The sequence below is a fragment of the Mycobacterium sp. NGS54 genome (assembly GCF_059812465.1).
On the sequence record NZ_JCALCS010000004.1, the window covers coordinates 99,465 to 117,848 of the forward strand.

Annotated in this window: 13 protein-coding genes; 11 read left to right on the forward strand and 2 right to left on the reverse strand. The window is 67.8% G+C overall.

What is annotated here, in order from left to right:
• Positions 1–105 precede the first annotated feature (105 nt).
• Genes AC5Y5E_RS12880 through AC5Y5E_RS12930 form a run of 11 tightly spaced genes read left to right on the forward strand, consistent with a single transcriptional unit; the run spans position 106 to position 14,780 of the window.
• Positions 106–1,611: a sugar transferase gene (locus tag AC5Y5E_RS12880; protein ID WP_499903392.1), complete on the forward strand. Its 1,506-nt coding sequence runs from the start codon at positions 106–108 to the stop codon at positions 1,609–1,611.
• Positions 1,611–3,095 carry a flippase gene (locus AC5Y5E_RS12885; protein WP_499903393.1) on the forward strand — a complete coding sequence of 495 codons (1,485 nt, stop codon included), beginning with the start codon at positions 1,611–1,613 and terminating at the stop codon, positions 3,093–3,095. The genes AC5Y5E_RS12880 and AC5Y5E_RS12885 overlap by 1 nt, the downstream gene beginning before the upstream one ends.
• Positions 3,092–5,110 (forward strand): glycosyltransferase, encoded by a 2,019-nt coding sequence (locus tag AC5Y5E_RS12890; RefSeq protein ID WP_499903394.1) that lies wholly within the window; start codon positions 3,092–3,094, stop codon positions 5,108–5,110. Before AC5Y5E_RS12885 ends, AC5Y5E_RS12890 begins: the two co-directional genes overlap by 4 nt.
• Entirely contained in the window at positions 5,107–6,549 is a 1,443-nt protein-coding gene (locus AC5Y5E_RS12895) for a hypothetical protein (RefSeq protein WP_499903395.1), read from the forward strand. Before AC5Y5E_RS12890 ends, AC5Y5E_RS12895 begins: the two co-directional genes overlap by 4 nt.
• Positions 6,530–7,771 (forward strand): methyltransferase domain-containing protein, encoded by a 1,242-nt coding sequence (locus AC5Y5E_RS12900; protein WP_499903396.1) that lies wholly within the window; start codon positions 6,530–6,532, stop codon positions 7,769–7,771. The genes AC5Y5E_RS12895 and AC5Y5E_RS12900 overlap by 20 nt, the downstream gene beginning before the upstream one ends.
• On the forward strand, positions 7,768–8,865 hold the full coding sequence (locus tag AC5Y5E_RS12905; RefSeq protein WP_499903397.1) for a class I SAM-dependent methyltransferase: 1,098 nt from the start codon (positions 7,768–7,770) through the stop codon (positions 8,863–8,865). Before AC5Y5E_RS12900 ends, AC5Y5E_RS12905 begins: the two co-directional genes overlap by 4 nt.
• The gene (locus AC5Y5E_RS12910) at positions 8,862–9,977 is read left to right on the forward strand and encodes a glycosyltransferase family 4 protein (protein WP_499903398.1); all 1,116 of its coding nucleotides are present in this window, start codon (positions 8,862–8,864) and stop codon (positions 9,975–9,977) included. Before AC5Y5E_RS12905 ends, AC5Y5E_RS12910 begins: the two co-directional genes overlap by 4 nt.
• 3 nt (positions 9,978–9,980) lie before the next feature.
• Complete coding sequence (locus AC5Y5E_RS12915) at positions 9,981–11,528, forward strand: tyrosine-protein kinase domain-containing protein (protein WP_499903399.1); 1,548 nt, start codon at positions 9,981–9,983, stop codon at positions 11,526–11,528.
• Entirely contained in the window at positions 11,525–13,012 is a 1,488-nt protein-coding gene (locus AC5Y5E_RS12920; RefSeq protein WP_499903400.1) for an O-antigen ligase family protein, read from the forward strand. Before AC5Y5E_RS12915 ends, AC5Y5E_RS12920 begins: the two co-directional genes overlap by 4 nt.
• Positions 13,009–14,100 carry a glycosyltransferase family 4 protein gene (locus AC5Y5E_RS12925; protein WP_499903401.1) on the forward strand — a complete coding sequence of 364 codons (1,092 nt, stop codon included), beginning with the start codon at positions 13,009–13,011 and terminating at the stop codon, positions 14,098–14,100. Before AC5Y5E_RS12920 ends, AC5Y5E_RS12925 begins: the two co-directional genes overlap by 4 nt.
• An 8-nt stretch (positions 14,101–14,108) precedes the next feature.
• Positions 14,109–14,780, forward strand: coding sequence for a class I SAM-dependent methyltransferase (locus AC5Y5E_RS12930; RefSeq protein WP_499903402.1), 672 nt, complete (start codon positions 14,109–14,111; stop codon positions 14,778–14,780).
• On the opposite strand, the gene AC5Y5E_RS12935 is transcribed toward AC5Y5E_RS12930, so the two are convergent.
• Entirely contained in the window at positions 14,774–16,450 is a 1,677-nt protein-coding gene (locus AC5Y5E_RS12935) for a hypothetical protein (protein WP_499903403.1), read from the reverse strand. The two genes, AC5Y5E_RS12930 and AC5Y5E_RS12935, sit on opposite strands and share 7 nt — an antisense overlap.
• 5 nt (positions 16,451–16,455) lie before the next feature.
• Positions 16,456–18,321 carry a putative bifunctional diguanylate cyclase/phosphodiesterase gene (locus AC5Y5E_RS12940; protein ID WP_499903404.1) on the reverse strand — a complete coding sequence of 622 codons (1,866 nt, stop codon included), beginning with the start codon at positions 18,319–18,321 and terminating at the stop codon, positions 16,456–16,458.
• Positions 18,322–18,384 lie beyond the last annotated feature (63 nt).

An 18,384-nucleotide genomic window follows, 5' to 3' on the forward strand; every position in this document is an offset into this window, starting at 1 on the left:
CCTGGCCCGAAACCGCTACGGGAACGTCGTAGAGCATCGCGAGACCGTCCAAACACCGACCGGCGCAGCCGGATCGGTGACGGCGTAAGCGAGGGAACGGCCAGCATGACGACAACGCTTCGAGCCGACAGCGGCCCATCGCTGCTGCAGGCGCGGCCCGCGCAACGGGTTGGCGCAAAGGTTGCTTCGCGCTGGCGGCAGAAGTACTCGGCGCGTCTGCGCATCACCGACTCGGTCATCGTGTCGAGTGCGGTCGCGGTCGCTCAAATCGTCCGGTTCGGGGACTCACCGAACGCGTCGGGATACCCCGGCCAGGTAATGACGCTGTTTTCGGTCCTCTTTGCCGCGTTATGGCTTTCGTCCCTGGCCATGTTTCAAACTCGCTCGACGCGAATCATCGGCGCCGGAATCGACGAATACCGGCGCATCGCCAGCGCCTCCTTCTGGACCTTCGGATTCATCGCCATCGTCACGCTGCTCGCAAAGATCGAGCTGGCCCGCGGATATCTTGCGGTCGCACTTCCCATCGGCACCGTCGCGCTGCTGGGGAGCCGCAATTTGTGGCGGAAGCATGTGTGGCGCCTGCGGTCGCAAGGCGAATACCAGACGATGGTATTGGCGATTGGTGACCGGCTAGGCGTCTCGCATCTTGCCCGCGAGCTGATCCGCAACCCGAACGACGGGTACGTGGTGGTCGGCGTCTGCATTCCGGGATATGGTCCGCCGCGCGGCGAAACGCTCACGGTCCAGGGCCAGCAGATCGCGATCCTCGGCGACGAGACCACCGCGGTATCCGCGATCGCCGGCTGCGGCGCGGACACGGTGGCGGTAACGCGCACCGAGCATTTCGGCGTGCATGGGATCCGGGACCTGATGTGGCGGCTGGAGACCATGGATGTCGACCTCGTCGTGTCGCCCGGGGTGGTGGACGTGGCCGGGGCCCGATTGTCCCTGAAACCGATCGCGGGTTTCCCCCTTCTCCACGTCGAGAAGCCGCAATACGAAGGCACCCAACGGTTTCAGAAGCGGGCGTTCGACTTCTGTTTCGCTCTGGCCGCGATCATCGGAACCTCACCGCTTCTCATCGCGGCGGCCGTGTGCATCAAGGCGACAAGCCGGGGGCCGGTTTTCTACCGCGCCGAGCGCATCGGCCTGGATGGCAAACCTTTCACGATGCTCAAGTTCCGGACGATGATAGACGGAGCCGACACCCAGGTCGAACGGCTCCTGCCGCTCAACGAGGGCGCCGGCGGGATGCTCTTCAAGATCCGCCAGGACCCCCGGGTGACGCCGGTCGGCAAGCTACTGCGCCGATTCAGCGTCGACGAGTTGCCGCAGTTCATCAACGTGCTCAAGCAGGATATGAGCGTCGTCGGACCACGGCCACCGCTGCGGCGAGAGGTCGAGAACTACGACGGCGAAGTCAAGCGGCGGCTGCTGGTGAAGCCGGGCGTCACCGGGCTGTGGCAAGTCAGTGGTCGGTCGGATCTGTCCTGGGAGGACTCGGTTCGGCTCGACCTGTCCTATGTCGACAACTGGTCGATGGCCGGCGACCTGGTGATCATCGCCAGGACGCTCAAGGCGGTGCTCAGTAGCGACGGCGCGTACTGATGTCGCCCGACACCACGATCGAGCCGACCCCGTCGTTGCCGGCGGTGCCGGCGGCCTCGGTGCCGCGGTCACGCATCGCGCACGCGTTCTCCGTCCAGCTCGTCTGCCGGGCGCTGGGGATGCTGGCCTCGGTGGTCTCGGTGGCGATGACCGCGCGTTACCTTGGTCCCGGCCGCTACGGCCAGCTCACGATTGCGGTTGCCTTCGTCGGAATGTGGGGCAGCCTGGCCGATCTCGGCATCGGCACCGTCATTGTCCGCCGCGTCACCTCGGGCACCGGCAACCTGGAGCGGCTCGTCCGCGTCAACAGCGGCCTGTCACTGATCTACTGCGTCCCGCTCGCGATACTGACGGCGGGTTCCGGTCTGCTGCTCTATCACGACCACGACGTGCGGATCATGCTCGTGGTGTTGTCGGGCCAGCTGCTGATGTTCACGATGGCAACGCGGTTCGAGCCGGTGTTTCTATCGACCGTCCGCTTCTCGGCCGTGGCGTTGTCCGATGTCGCGGGCCGGGTGGGTACGCTTGCGATGGTCAGCTACTTGGTAGCCACCCGGGCCGACGTCATCTGGTTCGCGGTCGCGCAGCTCATACCTCCGGCGCTGCAGCTGCTGATTCAGGGCAGCGCCGCCGCCCGACACATGTCGTTGCGACCGATTTTCGCTCCGCGCGAAGTGGCGGACCTGTTGCGAGAGAGCGCATTTCCGATCGGGGTGGCCGTGGTAGGCGTTCTGTACTGGCGCACCGACGGCGTCATCCTGTCAAGGGTGAGCACGCATTCCGAGGTCGGCGTCTACGGACTGGCCTACACAGTCGCCTTCAACACCCTCGTCGTGTCGATGTTCTTCCTGAAGGCGACGCTGTCTACCGCAACCGAACTGTTTTCGCGCGACGTCGGAGCGTTCGCCAATTTCCTGCGGCGCTGTGTTGAACTGATGTATTTCGCGGGTGTCCCGCTCGCCATCATCGGCGCATTGCTGGCACGGCCTCTGATGGAATTGTTCGGTGACCGGGAGTTCGTCGAACGCGGAGCACCGACGTTGGCGACGCTATTCGTAGCGGTGGCACTGCGTTTCGTCACCGGCACCCTGGGCCAAGGGCTGTTCGCCTGCCATCATCAGAAGTTCCTATTCCGGCTGTCCATCGCGACGCTCGCGTTCAACATCACGCTGAACTTGTTGCTGGACCGGCCGTTCGGCGCGGTCGGCGCCGGTCTCGCGTTGATAGGCACCGAGCTGTTCGGCATGGCGATGGCTACCTGGTGGCTGCGCCGCGAGTGCGGCTACCGCACGCCGGTCGCGTTCTTGATTCGGCTGCTGGTGCCGACGGCGGCGTGTGTCTTGGTAGCGATGCTGCTTTCGGGTCAGCACGTCGTGTTGATCGTGGCCGCCGCCGCCGCGACGTACCTGGCTACCAGCGCGGTGATCGGGCCTTTCACCTGGTCGACACTGGCCGCGCTACGCCAAAGGCCGGTGATCGCGTGACCCGGGAATTGGAACGGGCATACCTGAAGCGCCCGGTCGGCGCGCTCACCAGGTCCGGCCGACCCATGGTGGTGGCGATCGTGACCTACAAGAGCCACGACCTGGTGGAGCAGTGCCTGGCCGGCGTCGCCGAACATCTGCCCGACCTGCCGGTGTACGTCTACGAGAACAGCGGCGACACCTATCCCGGTCGCGAGGAGCTGGCCGCCCGGCACCCGCAGGTGCACTGGGTGCTGGGCCCCGTCAATCTCGGCTTCGCGGCGGCATTCAACGCCCTGGTCGGGCATACGCCGCCGGATGCCGATCTGTTGCTGCTGAACGCCGACGCCCGGTTGGTCGGCCCGCTCACCCGCACCCGGGAGTTGCTCCACCAGTCGAAGGTGGCCGCGGCGTCGCCCATGATCCACGACGACGGCGCCCCCGGCCCGGAGCGGTGGGACATCGCAACCCGCCGCCGAACCCTGAGTCGGGCGCTGGTCGCGACCGCCGGCTATGCGGATCTGCTGCGCGGCACAACGCTTTCCCACCTGTACGCCCACCAGCCTGACGAATCACAAAGCATCGACGGCTATGTCGCCGGCGCCTGCCTGGCGATCAACCGTGCGGCCTGGAATGAGATCGGTGGCTTCGACGAGGAGTTCTTCCTCTACGGGGAAGAGGCCGACTGGCAGGCACGAGCCACAGCCGCGGGCTGGCGCGTGTTGCTGGCCAACGAACTCGACGTCGACCACGGCAACCCGGCTGCCGCCAAAAACGCCATCGATCCCGGCTCGAGTCACGGCGCGCAGGTCGCAACTCCCGAACGCCGCCGCAATCTAGACTTGTCGCGCGCCAACTCGGCGCTGCTGCTCGAACATCAACGCGGTGTTCACAGCGCGGACCTATACCTGGCAAGCACCACCGTGCTCGAGCGGCTCCAGCGCTCAAAGCGCGACGCGCGCCGGCGGGCGTTGACCGCCGCCGTTTCACGGAGTACCGGAAAGCCGGCGATCGTGATCACCACAAACCGGCTTGTCTACGGCGGAGCCGAGCGCCAAAAGGCGCTTTTGGCAACCGAATTAGACCGCCGTGGCTATCCGGTGACCATCGTCTGCATGCAGCGGTTCGGCCCGTTGATCAGGGAAATCCCGCACACCGTTCGTGTGGTGCGCCAACCCTGGTGGGCACCGGTCGTCGACCTCCCCCCGGGCCCCGCGGTGCTGGTCAGCGGTGACACCAACACCGAGACGGGTTTTGCGACCTTATGGCGGGCGCGCGGCGGCGGTCGGCGCTGGTTGGTCGCACCGCACGTTCCCCCGGAACCCGAGCGCCCCATCTACTCTCGGCCGCTGGCGGCGGCAATGAGTCGAGCCGATGGCTTTATCACGCTGGCACAACGGCATTGGGAGATGTTGACCGAACACCATCGGCTTCGGGGACGGCGATTCGTCGCACCCAACGGGGTGGCCTTGATGGATGAGCCGGAGCCCCGGATTCGGGCCGCAGGTGAGCCGGTGCATCTGGTGATGCTCTCACGCATCGTCGAGCACAAGAACCCGCAGCTGCTGATTGAGGCGCTCGGCGGCCTGACCGACATGCCTTGGGAGCTATCCATATTCGGCGACGGACCGGATCGGGAACGGCTGCAGGCGCGAACCCCGGACGCGCTGCGCGACAGGGTGCACTGGCGGGGCTGGTCGGCGGGGCCCGGGCCCGCGCTGGCCGAAGCCGATCTGTTGTGCGTCCCCAGCCGCTCCGAGGCGTTCCCCCTGGCGATTCTCGAGGCGATGGCCCGGGCGGTACCGGTCGCGGCGTCGGCGATCTGCGCCGTCCCCGAGATGCTGGACTTCGGCAAGGCGGGATTCGTCGTCGAGCCCGTGACCGTGTCGGCGTGGCGCGACTGCCTCGCCGAGATTCTGGCCAAGCCCGGCGAGCTGCCTTCGATGGGACGGCGCGGCCACGAGCGCATGCGCATGCACTACACGGTGGAGGCGATGACCGACGATTACCTTGAAGCCATCGAGGCCGTGCTGTGAGCGCTTTGACACTGAACTTGAAAACGGCACTCCGGACCAAGCCCCGCCAGCGGGCGGTCGACACCGGGCCGACGCGGGGGTACGAAACCGTGATCCTAGGCGGCGGACCAGCCGGGACCGGGGCGCTCGTCTGGGCCGCGCGGCACGGTCGGCTGGGTGCCTGGCTGGACGGCGGCGTCGCGCTGGTGGAGCAGGCCGAGGAGTTGGGCGGGACGCTCGGCCGGTACCCGCTGAATGCCGACTCTCGGGGCACCTCTTTCCTGGAGTGCCTGGACGGCCCGGATTGCGAGTCGCTGCTGGCCGACGTGCGAGCCGATCCCGTTGCGGCAGAACTGGAAAACTTTCGGGCCGCGCACCCGACGCTGGAATTGGTCGATCGCTTCCAGCGACGCCTCGGTGCCGCCATCCTGGCCGAGTTTGACCGACATCCGAACAGCCATGCCTTCACCGGCACTCGTGCCGAGGCGATCCGGCTGCAGGACGACGGCTCGGTTGCCGTCACCGCTGCCGCCGGCGATGGGCGGCGCGCGGTCATCCGTGCCGCCAGTGCAGTAGTGGCGCTCGGCGGGCGGCCGAACGGGTCGTGGTCCGAGATCGAGGTCGCACCCGGAATCGACCTTGGCCACTGGCGCGAGAAGATCGTGTCCAGCCACCGGCTCCTCAGCAATGGTGGCGCACAAGAGGTCGCGCGACGGCTGGCCCGCATACCAGGCAACCCGCGAGTCGTCGTCCTGGGCGGCGCGCACAGCGCCTTTTCGGCGGCATGGATGCTGCTGGAACAGATTCCGGGGGTCAGCTTCGGCCCCCGGGGCGTGCAGATTTTGCATCGGAGCGAACCCCGGCCCACGTATGTGTCGCGCGCCGCGGCCCATATCGACTTCTACGAATTCTCCGAATCGGATGTCTGCCAGGCCACCGGTCGGGTGCATCGGCTTGGTGGGTTGCAGGGAGACGGGCGCGAAGTGTGGCGTCGCATGCATCGCAAGCCCGGTGCGGAGCCGGACGACCGCGCGGTGGCCATGCCGATCGGTAGCCTGTCGCGTGCGGTCCTGCTGGACCTGCTGACCGACTGCGATCTGATTGTTCCCGCTCTGGGCTATCGCCTTGCCGCGCCCCCCATTTACGACGCGCGCGGCGCCCGGGTGCCGCTGGCCCGGACCGGCCCGTCCGTTGCGCCGAGCGCGCGGCTGCTCGCCGAGGACGGCACGCCGATCCCGGGCGTGTTCGGGGTCGGGTTGGGCAGCGGGTTCCTGCCCTGGGGCCTGATGGGCGGAGAGGAATCCTTCGCGGGTCAGCAGAACAGCCTCTGGCTATACCAAAACGGCCTTGGCAAGCTGATTTACGAAAGCACGCGGCGGCGCGCACAGCAGCTCGCCTTCGACACCCAAACACCCAGCGACACAGAGGAGCGCGAGTCATATGCTTTGCCGGTTGTGTGACTCGGAGCGCCTGCTCAGCGTCGTGGATCTGGGCGCCACTCCGCCGTGCGAGAAATTCCTCACCGCCGAGGAGCTCGACGTACCGGAGATGACCTTTCCGCTGCACCTGCGGTTGTGCGAGGACTGCCTGCTGTTGCAGATCCCGGCGCTGATCACTCCCGAGGACACCTTCACCGAATACGCTTACTTCGCTTCGTATTCGGACAGCTGGGTGCAGCACGCCAAGCTGTTCGTCGACGAAGCCGTCCAGCGGCTCGGCCTCGGGCCGCAATCGCGCGTGGTCGAGGTTGCCAGCAATGACGGCTACCTGCTGCAGCACGTCGTCGCGGCGGGAGTGCCGTGCCTGGGCATCGAGCCCTCCGAGAACGTCGGCGCCGCCGCCCGCGCGCGCAACATCCCCACGCTGACGGCTTTTCTGGACGAGAAGGTGGCCGCGACGGTTCGCGAGGAGCACGGGCCGGCGAACCTCGTGGTCGCGAACAACGTCTACGCGCACATCCCCGATCTGCGCGGCTTCACCCGCTCGCTGCGCAGGCTGATGGACGACGACGGCTGGCTGAGCATCGAAGTACACCACGCGCTGAACCTGGTGCGGCTGGGGCAGTTCGACACGATCTACCACGAGCACTTCCAGTACTACACACTGTTTTCGGCGATCTGCGCGCTGGCCACCTCCGGGCTCGCCGTCGTCGACGTCGAGCTGCTGCCCACCCACGGCGGGTCGATGCGGATCTGGGCCCGTTCGGCGGAGATCGCCTCGCGCCCGACCGAACGGGTGGAGAAGGTGATGCGCGCCGAGGAAGCGGCCGGGCTGCATCGCGCCGACGGCTACCTGCAACTGCGTCCGCGCGCGGAGGCGATCCGCCACGACCTGCTGCGCTTCTTGCTGCAGTGCCGCGCCGACGGCAAGCGGGTCGTCGGCTACGGGGCGCCGGGCAAGGGCAACACTCTGCTCAACTATTGCGGGATCCGTCCCGACCTGCTCGAATACACCGTCGACCGCAACCCGTACAAACACGGGCGCTTCACTCCCGGGACCCGAATCCCGATCTACGAACCGGAGCGCATCGCCGACGACCGCCCGGACGTGGTGCTGGTGTTGCCGTGGAACCTCGAAGCCGAACTGACCGACCAGCTCCGGTATGTCGCCGAGTGGGGCGGCCAGCTCGTCTTTCCGCTTCCGACCCTGCACACCGCTCAACTTGGTAGCGTGCGGCGATGAGGACCTGCCGAGGGTGCGGCGGGCCCGATCTGCAACGGGTCCTCGACCTGGGGAACGTGCCCGCGGGCGACGACTTCCCCCCGGTCGCGGAGCCCGTGCGGCCCGAGGAATCGTCGCATCCACTCGCGATGGATCTGTGCAGCCGCTGCGGTCTGGCCCAGCTCGCCCACGACGACACGGCGGCCGCCGAACCGCGCGGCATCGAGCCGCAGGCCCTGCGCGACCAGGCGGCCGAGGCGGTCCGGCGCGTCGCCGACGCGGGCTGGTTGCGGGGCGCCACCGTACGCGAATTTGGCAGCCCGCACGGCGGCACGTGGTTGCCGCTGCTGGCGGAGCGTGGCTTCACTGAGGCCGAACGCGCCGACGTCGTGCTCGACTCCTTCGGCATCATGCACGAGCCGGACCAGCGGCTGGCCTTCCAACTCCGCGCGGAGGCCACCGCGCCGGGCGGCGTGCTGCTGCTGCAGTTCCATTCGCTGGTCACGATCGTGACCGACGGGCAGTGGAATGCGTTGCGCCACGGGCACTTCGGCTACTATTCCCTGACCGCGTTGACCAGCCTGCTCGCCGCCGCGGGCATGAGCGTCGCCTCGGCGTGGGAATTCGACCTCTACGGCGGGACCGTGCTGGTCGCCGCCGTGCACGGAACCGCCGAACCCGACGGACGCGCCCGGGAAATCCTGCGGCGCGAGCAGAACATCGGCATCACCGACGCGGCCGTCGTGCGCAGTCTGCAATGCGCAGCCGAGCGCCACGCCGCGCAGCTGCGCGACTGGCTGGTCGCGGAGGCGTGCGAGCGGCGCGCGGTGTACGGGTATGGCGCCGGATCGCGCGTCGTTTCGTTGTTCAGCATCGCGGGCGTCGATCGCCGGCTGCTGCGGGCCGTGGCCGACGCGTCGCCGGCGAAGCAGGGACGCCGCATCCCTGGGACTGACGTGGGGATCATCTCACCGGAGGAGCTCATCGCGGCCGCGCCCGATCGCGTGATGCTGACCCTGCCGGATCTGTACGACGAGGTCCGGCGGGCATATCCGCAACTGGACGGACGCTGGTCGATCGACCCCGGCGCGGACGGCAACCGGGCGCTGCTATGACTCCCATTCGGGTGCTTTGGCTTTCGCCATGGATGCGGCCGCTGGCGCGCATTCAGGCCGAGGCGCTGCAGCGGCGGGGAGCCGACGTGTTGCTGGTGACCTCCGACCAGCACCCCGAGTCCGACGCCGCGCGCGATTACGAGCTGGTGCTCGACCCGCGGTTTCGCACGGCCGCGACGTGGCCGTCGAGCTTGGCGGCCCTGCGCCGCATCCGCGGCTACAAGCCGCAGGTGGCGATCACCGAGCTGGTCCGCGACCCGCGCTGGATGGCGTTGGCCGGCGGCGTGCCGCGGGTGCAGCTGGTCCACGACGACCGTCCCCATGACGCCGCCGAAGCGCGGCCGGCCTACGAGCGCGCGGTGTTCGATCGGTGGGGTGCCCGCTCGGCGGCGACCGTCACCTATAGCGACTTCGTCGCGGAAGCCATCAGCACCAGGCGAGACGTCGCCAGAACACCCGTGCACATCCTGCCGCTCACCAGCGACCTCGACGTCGACCTCGTGCCGCCGCCGGTGCGCGCCGAGGCGCGCCGCGATTTCGTGATGGTGGGCCGGCTCAACCCGTACAAGAACATCGACGTCGTGCTGCGAGCCTGGCAACGACACACCACCGGGCCCGGCTGGCGCGGCGACGACCTGGTGCTCATCGGCGACGCGCCGATCGGCCTGCGAAGCGCCGCGCTGCCGCAACACACGCGGTGGTGGTCCGGGAAATACCGCTATCGCGAGGTCGTCGAGACACTCTCCGCCGCAAAGGGTTCAGTCGCCCACTACCGGCGAGCATCGCAAAGCGGGGTGCAGGTGCTCTCGATGCAACTGGGCGTGATGCCGATCGTCTCCAGCATGGGCGGGCTGCCGGAATACCAGCCGCCGGGCGGCCCGACGGTCGACGTCGACGACGTCGACGGGCTGGCCGCCGCGTTCGACAAGCTCGCGGACCCGGCCACGGCGGCCCGCCTCGGCGCCGAGGCGGCGCGCCACTACGCGGAGCGCTTCAGCGTGGACCGAGTCGCCGACCGCATGCTGGATATCATCACTGGGGTCTTGGTCACGCATCCGCCGCACGGCGCGCGTGAGTTCGAGAGCGCCGGCAGGCGCCGGGAAAGGTTTTAACCCATGGATTTTCGCACCTTTGTCCGAACGCTGACGACCCACTGGAAGCTGTTCCTCGGTGCGCTGCTGGCGTGTCTGGCAGGAGCCGCGGCGATCACGGTGCTCCAGACGAAGCTTTACGAGTCGTCTGCCACCATCCTCATCTCGTTTACGGGTGAAACCGACCTCGCCCAGGTGTATTCCGGAACGCAGGCCGCCCAGGAACGCCTGTCGTCCTACGCGGCGGTGGCCGGCGGGCACGCCGCGGCGCAGCGCGCAGTCAGCCAGTTCCGCCTGCCGATCAGCCCGGATGTTCTGGCCAGCGAGACCCACGTCGAATACACCCCGAAGTCGACGATGTTCACCATCTCGGTACGGGATACCGATCCGAATCGTGCTGAGAAGCTGGCGAAAGCGATGGCAGACACCTTCACCGGGATGGTCGCCACCCTTGGTGCGAATCCGAAGGATCCGGTGGCACTGGTGAACAGCTCACCGCCTCAGGCGCCGCCGCCTGCGGCACCCGCGCCGCAGGCTCCCCCGGCGCAGGACACCGATGGCCAGCCTGCGACGCAACCCACCGGCGAGGCCACGCCGCCCGCGGACCCGCCGGTTGCCCCGGCCCAGCCGGCGCAACCCCAGGCGGTACCGCCCCAGCCGGCACCGAACATGCCGATTGCCCGGGCCACCATCATCGAGCAGCCGGGGGTGCCGGACAGCCCGATCCAACCGGTGCCAGTGCGCAACATGGCGATGGGCCTTATTGCGGGGCTGCTGCTGGGAACCGGTGTGGCGCTGACCCGCGAGGCCGCCGACCGCACCGTGCGCGACCGCGCCAAGCTGGAACGGCTTTCCGATTTGCCGACGTTGGCCGAGCTCCCCGGAAAGCGTGGCACCGCACCGCGATTCGGCACAGACATCTCCTTCGACGACGCGGTCCGCGGTTTGCGCGCGCGCCTGCTGCGCGCGTTGGCGCCTGGAGCGCGGAAAGTCTTGCTGACGGCGCCGTTCGGCGGCGAGGGAACCACGACGACGGCGCTGAACCTGGCGAGGGCATTCGCCGAGTCCGGCGAAGAGGCTTTGCTCGTCGAGGGCGATACCCGCCGACCGGTGATCGCCGGCTTGCTGAAGGTTGAATCCGGAGAGGGGTTGGCCCACGCGTTGGCCGATCCCGATATTGCGACGGAAACCGTTAAGCCGACCACGATTCCGCGACTGTTCATTCTGGCGGCACGAGCGGTCCGCCGGGACACGTTGCCGTGCAGCGCCTACCTACCCGAGGTGCTCGACAAAGTGCTGCAAGACGTGTCGGCCACCTTCGACCGCACCGTGATCGACGGTCCACCGGTGCTCGCAGCGGCCGACTCCGGCCTGCTGGGCGCAGCCGCCCAAGCCACGGTATTGGTGGTACGAGCGGGCCGCACCACCGAGGACGAACTCAACGACGCATTAACCGCGCTACGCGCAGCGGGTGCCGACATCGTCGGTACGGTGCTGACCGACGCCCGGATACCGCGCCACGCCAGGGCCGCGGCACGCAACTACCGGGCAAAAGTGGGCTCACGGACGTGATCCTGTATCTGCAGAACCGGCACCGCCTGGCGATGTCTGGCGCAATCCTCGCGGCATTCCTGTTCGGCTGCTTTGCGTTTGGCGTGCTGTCGGCACGCAACACCACCCAGGGGATGCTCCTGATCGGCCTGTCGTTCTGCCTCGTGGTGTATTGGACGAAGCCGGCGATGATGGTCGGGGTGGCGCTGTTCTTGGGGTTCGCCGCGCTGCCGGAAGGATTGCACATCGGCAAGGTGGTCGGCCCCGTGACGATCTACCTCTGCCATGTGGCGCTGATAATCGCCATCTGCTTCCTCCTCCCGGTCGTGCGACTTCGCTTGTCCGAGTACCTGTTGCCGGGGATGTTCGTCCTGACGGTGGCTTACTTCGCCGCGGTCGGATTCGCGATGGGACATCCCCCCGCGATAATCGTGCGGGAGGCCACCTTTCTGCTCGAAATGGTCGGCGGGTTCATGCTTGCCCTGGTGATCGTGTACAGCGGCCACGTCAAGCTGTCGATCCACGCGATGGTTCTTACCCTCTGGTTTTCGGCGGGCATGGCCGTCGCAAGCTCCTCGGGCGCGCTGCGGCTGGCCGGCCGGCTGGAAAGCCTGCAGTCGGATACGGGCGACGCCGCCAGCCGCGTCATCACCGCCACCCTGACCCCGGCGATCGCCGTGCTGGCGGCACTGGTGGCCACCCAGATCGTCGGACGCGTAAAGCCCTTTTGGTACCTCGCGTTGGGTCTGCCCGCGTTGATCGTCTCGGTGTTGGCGTTCTCCCGCAACACCCTGATCGCGGTGGGCGTGGCCGCCGGCGTGGCATTTCTCGCCAGCCTGGGTTGGGCGTCCCTGCGGCGCGCTGCGCGGCTGACCATTGCCGGCGCGGGGATCTTGGCGGTGGCAGTCCCGGGCGCGCTGTTTCTGCTGCAGCACTCGACGGCCGGCGACTGGCTGAACGACCAAATCAACGGGTTCAGCCACCGAGTGCTGGGTGGCGTATCGAGCAGCGCGCTCGCCGTGGACTCCTCGACCCTGGACAGGTTGGCCGAAGATGCCAACCTCAACCGCACGATCGCCCAGGCGCCCGTGTTCGGTCACGGGCTGGGCTTTGCGTATCAAGAGCCGTTCGGCAGGGACCCCGACGCGTTCACGAACACGCTGGGCACCACCTATTCGCACAACTTCTACCTGTGGTGGCTGGCCAAATCGGGGGCCGTGGGCATGGCGGCGTTTGCCGTATTCGCGCTCACACCGCTGGTTGTGGCGCTGCGCAGCGCCTCGGCGTCCGCGAAGGCCAGCGCGGCGGTTTCGGCCGGCCTCCTGGTGATGTCGATCATCGACCCGCTGCCCGAGGACCCGGCCAACGCCATGACGCTGGGCATGGCGCTGGGTGCGGCCCTGGCGTTCGCCCGCTTGCGGCGGCGTTCCAGCACGTCGGATCAGGCCGTCGACACCGACGCCGAGCCCGCCACCGAGCCCATGCCGGTCGGGGCCGTTCGGTGAGCGCGATTCGTGTGCTCGTGGTGGGACCGGCCCCGTCCGCCGCGAACAGCCGCGGCGGCATGGCGACGGTGGCGGCGTTAATGGCGGATCATCCAGACGAGCGGATCCGCGTCACCGTGGTGCCCACCTACGTGGACCGGTCGAGGTGGGTGAAGCTGATGGTCGGGGTGCGCGGAATGCTTTGGGCCAGTTGGTTGCTCATCCGCGGTCATGCCGATGTGTTGCACGTGAACCTGGCACACGGCGGCAGCGTGCTGCGCAAGGCGGTTCCCTTGTGCGCGGCACGGGTCGCCGGCGTGCCCGCGGTGGTGCATGGGCACAGCTACGACTTCGGCGGCTGGTTCGACCGGCAATCGTCGCCGGTGCGCGCGGCGGTCCGCCGCATGCTCGCCGCTGACCGCTGGGTGGTCTTGGGTCAGCGCCACGTCGACGAGTACGCGAGCCGAATGCGACTGCCCCATGATCGAATCAGCGTGCTGCACAACGCCGTCCGGGTTCCGGAGGCACCGGTGACCCAATCCGGCGTCGAACAAGTGCACGCCGTCGCACTCGGCCGGATGGGCACGCGCAAGGGCAGCTACGACATCGTGTCGGCGGTAGGCGCGCTCGACCCAACGGTCCGAGGCAGGCTGCGCGTGACACTGGCCGGCGACGGTGAGGTCGACGAGGTCCGCGCCTCGGTGGCGGCTGCGGGTGTCGGCCAGACGATTCATGTGGTGGGATGGCTCGACCCGGCGGCGCGGGACGAATTGCTTTCGACCGCACATGTTTTCCTGCTTCCCAGCCGGGATGAGGGTCTGCCGATGGCGTTGTTGGAGGCCATGGCCTATGGGCTGGCGCCGGTAACCACGTCCGTCGGCAGCATCGGGGAAGCCGTGACCGACGGCGTCACCGGTGTCGTGGTGCGGCCCGGCTCGTCGGAACAGATAGCCGAGGCCCTGACGGCGCTCGTCACCGATGAGGCCTTGCGAACGCGGCTAGGGACGGCCGCACGCAACCGCGTTCTCGACTTCGGGCTGGCGCCCTGGTATGAGTCGCTGGCCCTGCTGTGGAGCGACCTCGTGCGCCACGACCGCGTCAAGGTATGAGGGTAGGAATGTCTAACTGGCTGCGAGACACCGCAACAGACGTCAATTCAGGCCGATCGCTGTCCGGGCGCGCCCGCGCACGACGATGGCAGCACTTCAACAGCTGCTTTCCGTCGGTGTCGGAAATGAGGGTGCTGGATCTAGGGGGAACGCCGGAGTCCTGGCGACTCGCGCCCGTTCGGCCCAGGTCGGTCGTCACGGTCAACTTGGCGCCTGCGGAATCGGCGGCTCCGAACATTGTCGCGGTCCAGGGGGACGCATGCGAGCTTCCGAGCTCGGTTGTCAAGGAGCGCTTCGACCTGGTGTTCTCCAACTCGCTGCTCGAGCACGTGGGCGGCCACGTGCAACGCCAACGCCTTGCTGACAACATCCACTCGCTTGCCGACCGACATTGGGTGCAGACGCCATACCGCTATTTCCCGATCGAACCGCACTGGCTTTTCCCCGGCATCCAATGGCTGCCCTACGAGGCGCGCGTGCAAGTGTCGATGCATTGGAACCGCGGCCACATCCGGACCCACAGTCGCGAAGCGGCGCAAGACCAGGTCGACGAAATCGAGTTGATCGGCATCTCGCAGATGCGTCGATATTTTCCGTCATCGGATATTTGGTACGAGCGGTTTGCCGGGTTGGTCAAGTCCCTGGTCGCCATCAGGAACGGCGACGCGACGGTTCACTGACCGTTCGTTGACGTGGTCGAATCGCGCGGAATGTCCAGCGTGGCAATCGGATACAGCCCCGAGCCGTCGCGGCCGTCGCGGGCCAACGACATCGGCGCGTAGTTCACCACGTGCGATGCATTCGGCTTGTGCTGCTGCCAGTCCACCCACGCGCGCAGCGTGTAGTGGCCCGGCGCCAAGCCGTTCAGGTCGACCCGCACCGACTCCGTAGTCGTCGCCGGGACCGCCTCCTCGCGTGACGTGCTGGTGTCGTCGCTGACCAGCGCCTTGAGGTTGACCGTCGCCGGCAGGCTGCGAACCACCGCCCCCGAGAAATCCACCAGCTTGTAGCCGGGCGTCCACTGCTCAGTCGCCGCCGCGGAGCCGTAGTTGGTCCAAGCGACGGATATGCTCGCCGTCTTGCCCTGTATCGACTGCGAGCCCGGCCGGGCCTCGACCGAATACCGGTAGCCCGCAGAGATATTCGCCTGGGCCCACAGCAGGAACAGATTGGGGTCCATCGCCGACCTGGCGTCGCGGTCCGCGAAGTTGACGCTCGACGTCATCGACACGTGATACCTGACGACGTCGTGCAGGGCCTTCTCGTAGTAGGACTTCGGGTCGGTTCCGTTGGGCAACTGGCACCACTCGGTGATGACGGGCGCCGAGGTCAGCCGTTGCTTCAGCGCGTTGACAACCGGATCGTTCGTCTTCACGTAGTACGACTCGTTGGACTCGGCCCAGGTCTGGATCGGTGCATAGACGCCGAGGCAGTCCGCCCGGATGCCCACCGGCGCCGACAGCTTCTTGGTGACGTCGTCGGCCAGTAGCTCGCGCACGATCTCTGGATTCTGCGGGGTGACCACCAATTGCGTGTGGGGGAACGCGTTGACGTTTGCCGTCACCAGCTGCTGGATCGATGCCTTGGTGATGCTTTGATCCCGGAACTGGCTGTAATACCCCAGCATTCCCACGCTTTCGTCGGGCGCCGGACCCGGCGCGCCCAACACGTCACGCAGATAGGCGATGTGGTTCTCGCTGAAGTCCCCGTACCCGGAGAACTCGAAGACGCTGAGCCGCTCGTCGTTGTCGTAGCGGCGGCCCAGCGCGGCGAGCAGCTGTCCGAACGCGTTGAGGTAGGCGGGATCGTTCCAGTTCGGCACCACCTGCGTCACCCCGGGCGTGGGGCTGTTCGGCGGCGCGGGATAGTTGGTGGCCGACGACCGCATCCAGTCGGGAATCGCGAGGTTGGTGTTGTCGGGATACGAGTCGTTGCAACAGGAGTTGTAGGCGTACACGCGAAGCGTCAGCCGCATGTTGCGGTTGGCCAGCTTCGTCAGGGCGTCATCGATCACGCTGAAGTCGAACTTGCGATCGTCGGGGGCGTCGGGCGGCAGGGTGCGCGGGTCGACGGGCTGCAGCTGCCGCCACGCGATGCGCAGGCTGGCATCGTAGGAGGCGGGCCACGCCGGGTATCGCTGCTGTGCCGGATTGCCTTGCGGGAAGAGCGGAATCAACAAGTCCTCGTACTGGCCGCGCAGCGGGTTGGCGATCTCCTGGACCGTCGGCGGGATGGCCGGGAAGACCATCGCGGACAGCGGCCCGGGATTGGGGTGACCGCCGCATCCGTTCAGCAACAGCGCCGTGCACGCAATAACGGCGGCGGCCCCCTTTTTGAATGATCGAAACATCTGGGTCAGATCGCGCCCAACGACAGCGCCTCGCGGTCGGCGAGGAACGGCATCGGCATCCAGCGCGCGGACAGCAACGCTTCCATCGCGTTGCCCGGCACGGGTCGGGACAGCAGGAAGCCCTGGGCCCGGTGGCAGCCGTGCTGCATCAAAGTCAGTGCGGCGGCCGGTGTTTCGACTCCCTCGGCGACCAGTTGCAGGCCGAACGCCTCGGCCAGCCCGATGATCGCCCGGACGATGGCCAGGTCGCCGGCGTTGGTGCCGAGGTCGCGGACGAACCCGGTGTCGATCTTGAGCATGTCGACCGGGAGGGACTTCAAGTGCGACAGAACCGCGTAGCCGGTGCCGAAGTCGTCGATGGCGATCTGGACCCCGACCTCCTTGAGCTCGTGCAGGGTCTTGCGGGTGGTTTCGATGTCGTGCACCACGGCCCGCTCGGTGATCTCCAGGCAGACCGATCCGGCGTCGATGCCGAACTCGTCGATGGTGTCGGCGACGCTGCGTACGAAACCCCGCGTGATCAGTTGGATGGGCGACACGTTGATGCGCAGGACCGCGCTCTGCCCAACGCCGTTGGCGCGCCACCGGCTGAATTCGGCGCAGGCGGCTCGCATCACCCAGCGGCCGAGCTCCCCGGCCAGGTTGGTCGACTCGGCCACCCCGATGAACGAGTCCGGCAACAGCAGGCCCCAGATCGGGTGCCGCCAGCGGACCAGTGCCTCCGCGGCCACGATGGCGCCGGTCCACAGGTCGACCTCGGGCAGGTAGTGCAGCAGCAGCGCCTCGCTGTCGATGTCGCCCTGCAGATGCAGCTCAATGTCGTTGCGGAAGGCGCTCTTCAGCGACATGTCGTCGGTGGACAGCGCCACCTGGTTGCCGCCCCCGCGCTTGGCGGTCAGCACGGCCTCGTCGGCCCGGCGCAGCAGGTCGGTGCTGTTGTCACGCCCCGGCATTCCCACCGCCAGCCCGATGCTGACGGTGCGGGTGATCATGTGTCCGCCGATGGCCAGCCGCTCGCGCAGCATCGCCCCCAGCCTGCGGGCGAACGACTCCGCCGTGCCCGTCGACATCGCCTGGTCCGGGATGACGACGAATTCGTCGCCGCCCAGCCGGGCGATCATGCTCTGGTTGCCCGCGCATACCCGGATGCGTTGCGCGAAAACGCGAATGAACCAGTCACCCGCGGTGTGGCCGAGGTAGTCGTTGATCGGCTTGAGCCGGTCCAGGTCGAGGTACAAGACCGCGACCGGCCCGGGGCTGCCCGGCGCGAGCCGCTCGGACAGGTGCGCGACCAGCGCCCGCCGGTTGTACAGGCCGGTCAGGTCGTCGTGCTCGGCCAGGTAGCGCAGCTTCTCCTCGGCGGCGATCCGCGCCTGCAGCTGGGCGAACAGCGCGGCGATGGCCTCGAGCGTGTTGATCTCTTCTTGCTTCCACTTTCGCGCGCCGTTCTTGACGAAGCCGAGCACGCCCGTGGTGGCCTCGCCCGAGACCAGGGGCGCGGCGGCCACCGAGGGCGACGTGGGCTGCTTGGCCCCGCCGAGGCGGCGGAGCAACCCGCCGTTGTTCTGCTCGGGCCGGATCACGACCGGCTTGCGGCCGTGCTCGCACTGGGCGAGCACCGGGTCGGCGCTGGTGAAGTGGACGACGGCCATCGGATCCGGGTCCGGAACGTCGGTGCGCGGCGGCCATTCGGCCACCAGGACCGAGGCGCGGATGTCGTGGTCGTGGTGGCGCAGGAAGCACGCGTCGAGGTCGAACTGCTCGACGAGCTGCGCGAGCACCCGCTCGCTGACCTTCGTCGCGGTGGCTCCCGTCGCCTCCATCAGCTGGGTGGCCACGGAGGTGACGACGAGATCCAGGCTGCGCGGCAAGGACTCCTCCGATGGGCGTGTCCCAGCTGGGCTTGGCCGGTTCGGGGGCCCAATCAGGGGATG

Bases quoted from the DNA above. Each gene is read 5' to 3' on its own strand.
- AC5Y5E_RS12930 (WP_499903402.1), top strand. From the start codon at position 14,109: ATGTCTAACTGGCTGCGAGACACCGCAACAGACGTCAATTCAGGCCGA.
- AC5Y5E_RS12885 (WP_499903393.1), top strand. From the start codon at position 1,611: ATGTCGCCCGACACCACGATCGAGCCGACCCCGTCGTTGCCGGCGGTG.
- AC5Y5E_RS12935 (WP_499903403.1), bottom strand. From the start codon at position 16,450: ATGTTTCGATCATTCAAAAAGGGGGCCGCCGCCGTTATTGCGTGCACG.
- AC5Y5E_RS12915 (WP_499903399.1), top strand. From the start codon at position 9,981: ATGGATTTTCGCACCTTTGTCCGAACGCTGACGACCCACTGGAAGCTG.
- AC5Y5E_RS12880 (WP_499903392.1), top strand. From the start codon at position 106: ATGACGACAACGCTTCGAGCCGACAGCGGCCCATCGCTGCTGCAGGCG.
- AC5Y5E_RS12900 (WP_499903396.1), top strand. From the start codon at position 6,530: ATGCTTTGCCGGTTGTGTGACTCGGAGCGCCTGCTCAGCGTCGTGGAT.
- AC5Y5E_RS12905 (WP_499903397.1), top strand. From the start codon at position 7,768: ATGAGGACCTGCCGAGGGTGCGGCGGGCCCGATCTGCAACGGGTCCTC.
- AC5Y5E_RS12910 (WP_499903398.1), top strand. From the start codon at position 8,862: ATGACTCCCATTCGGGTGCTTTGGCTTTCGCCATGGATGCGGCCGCTG.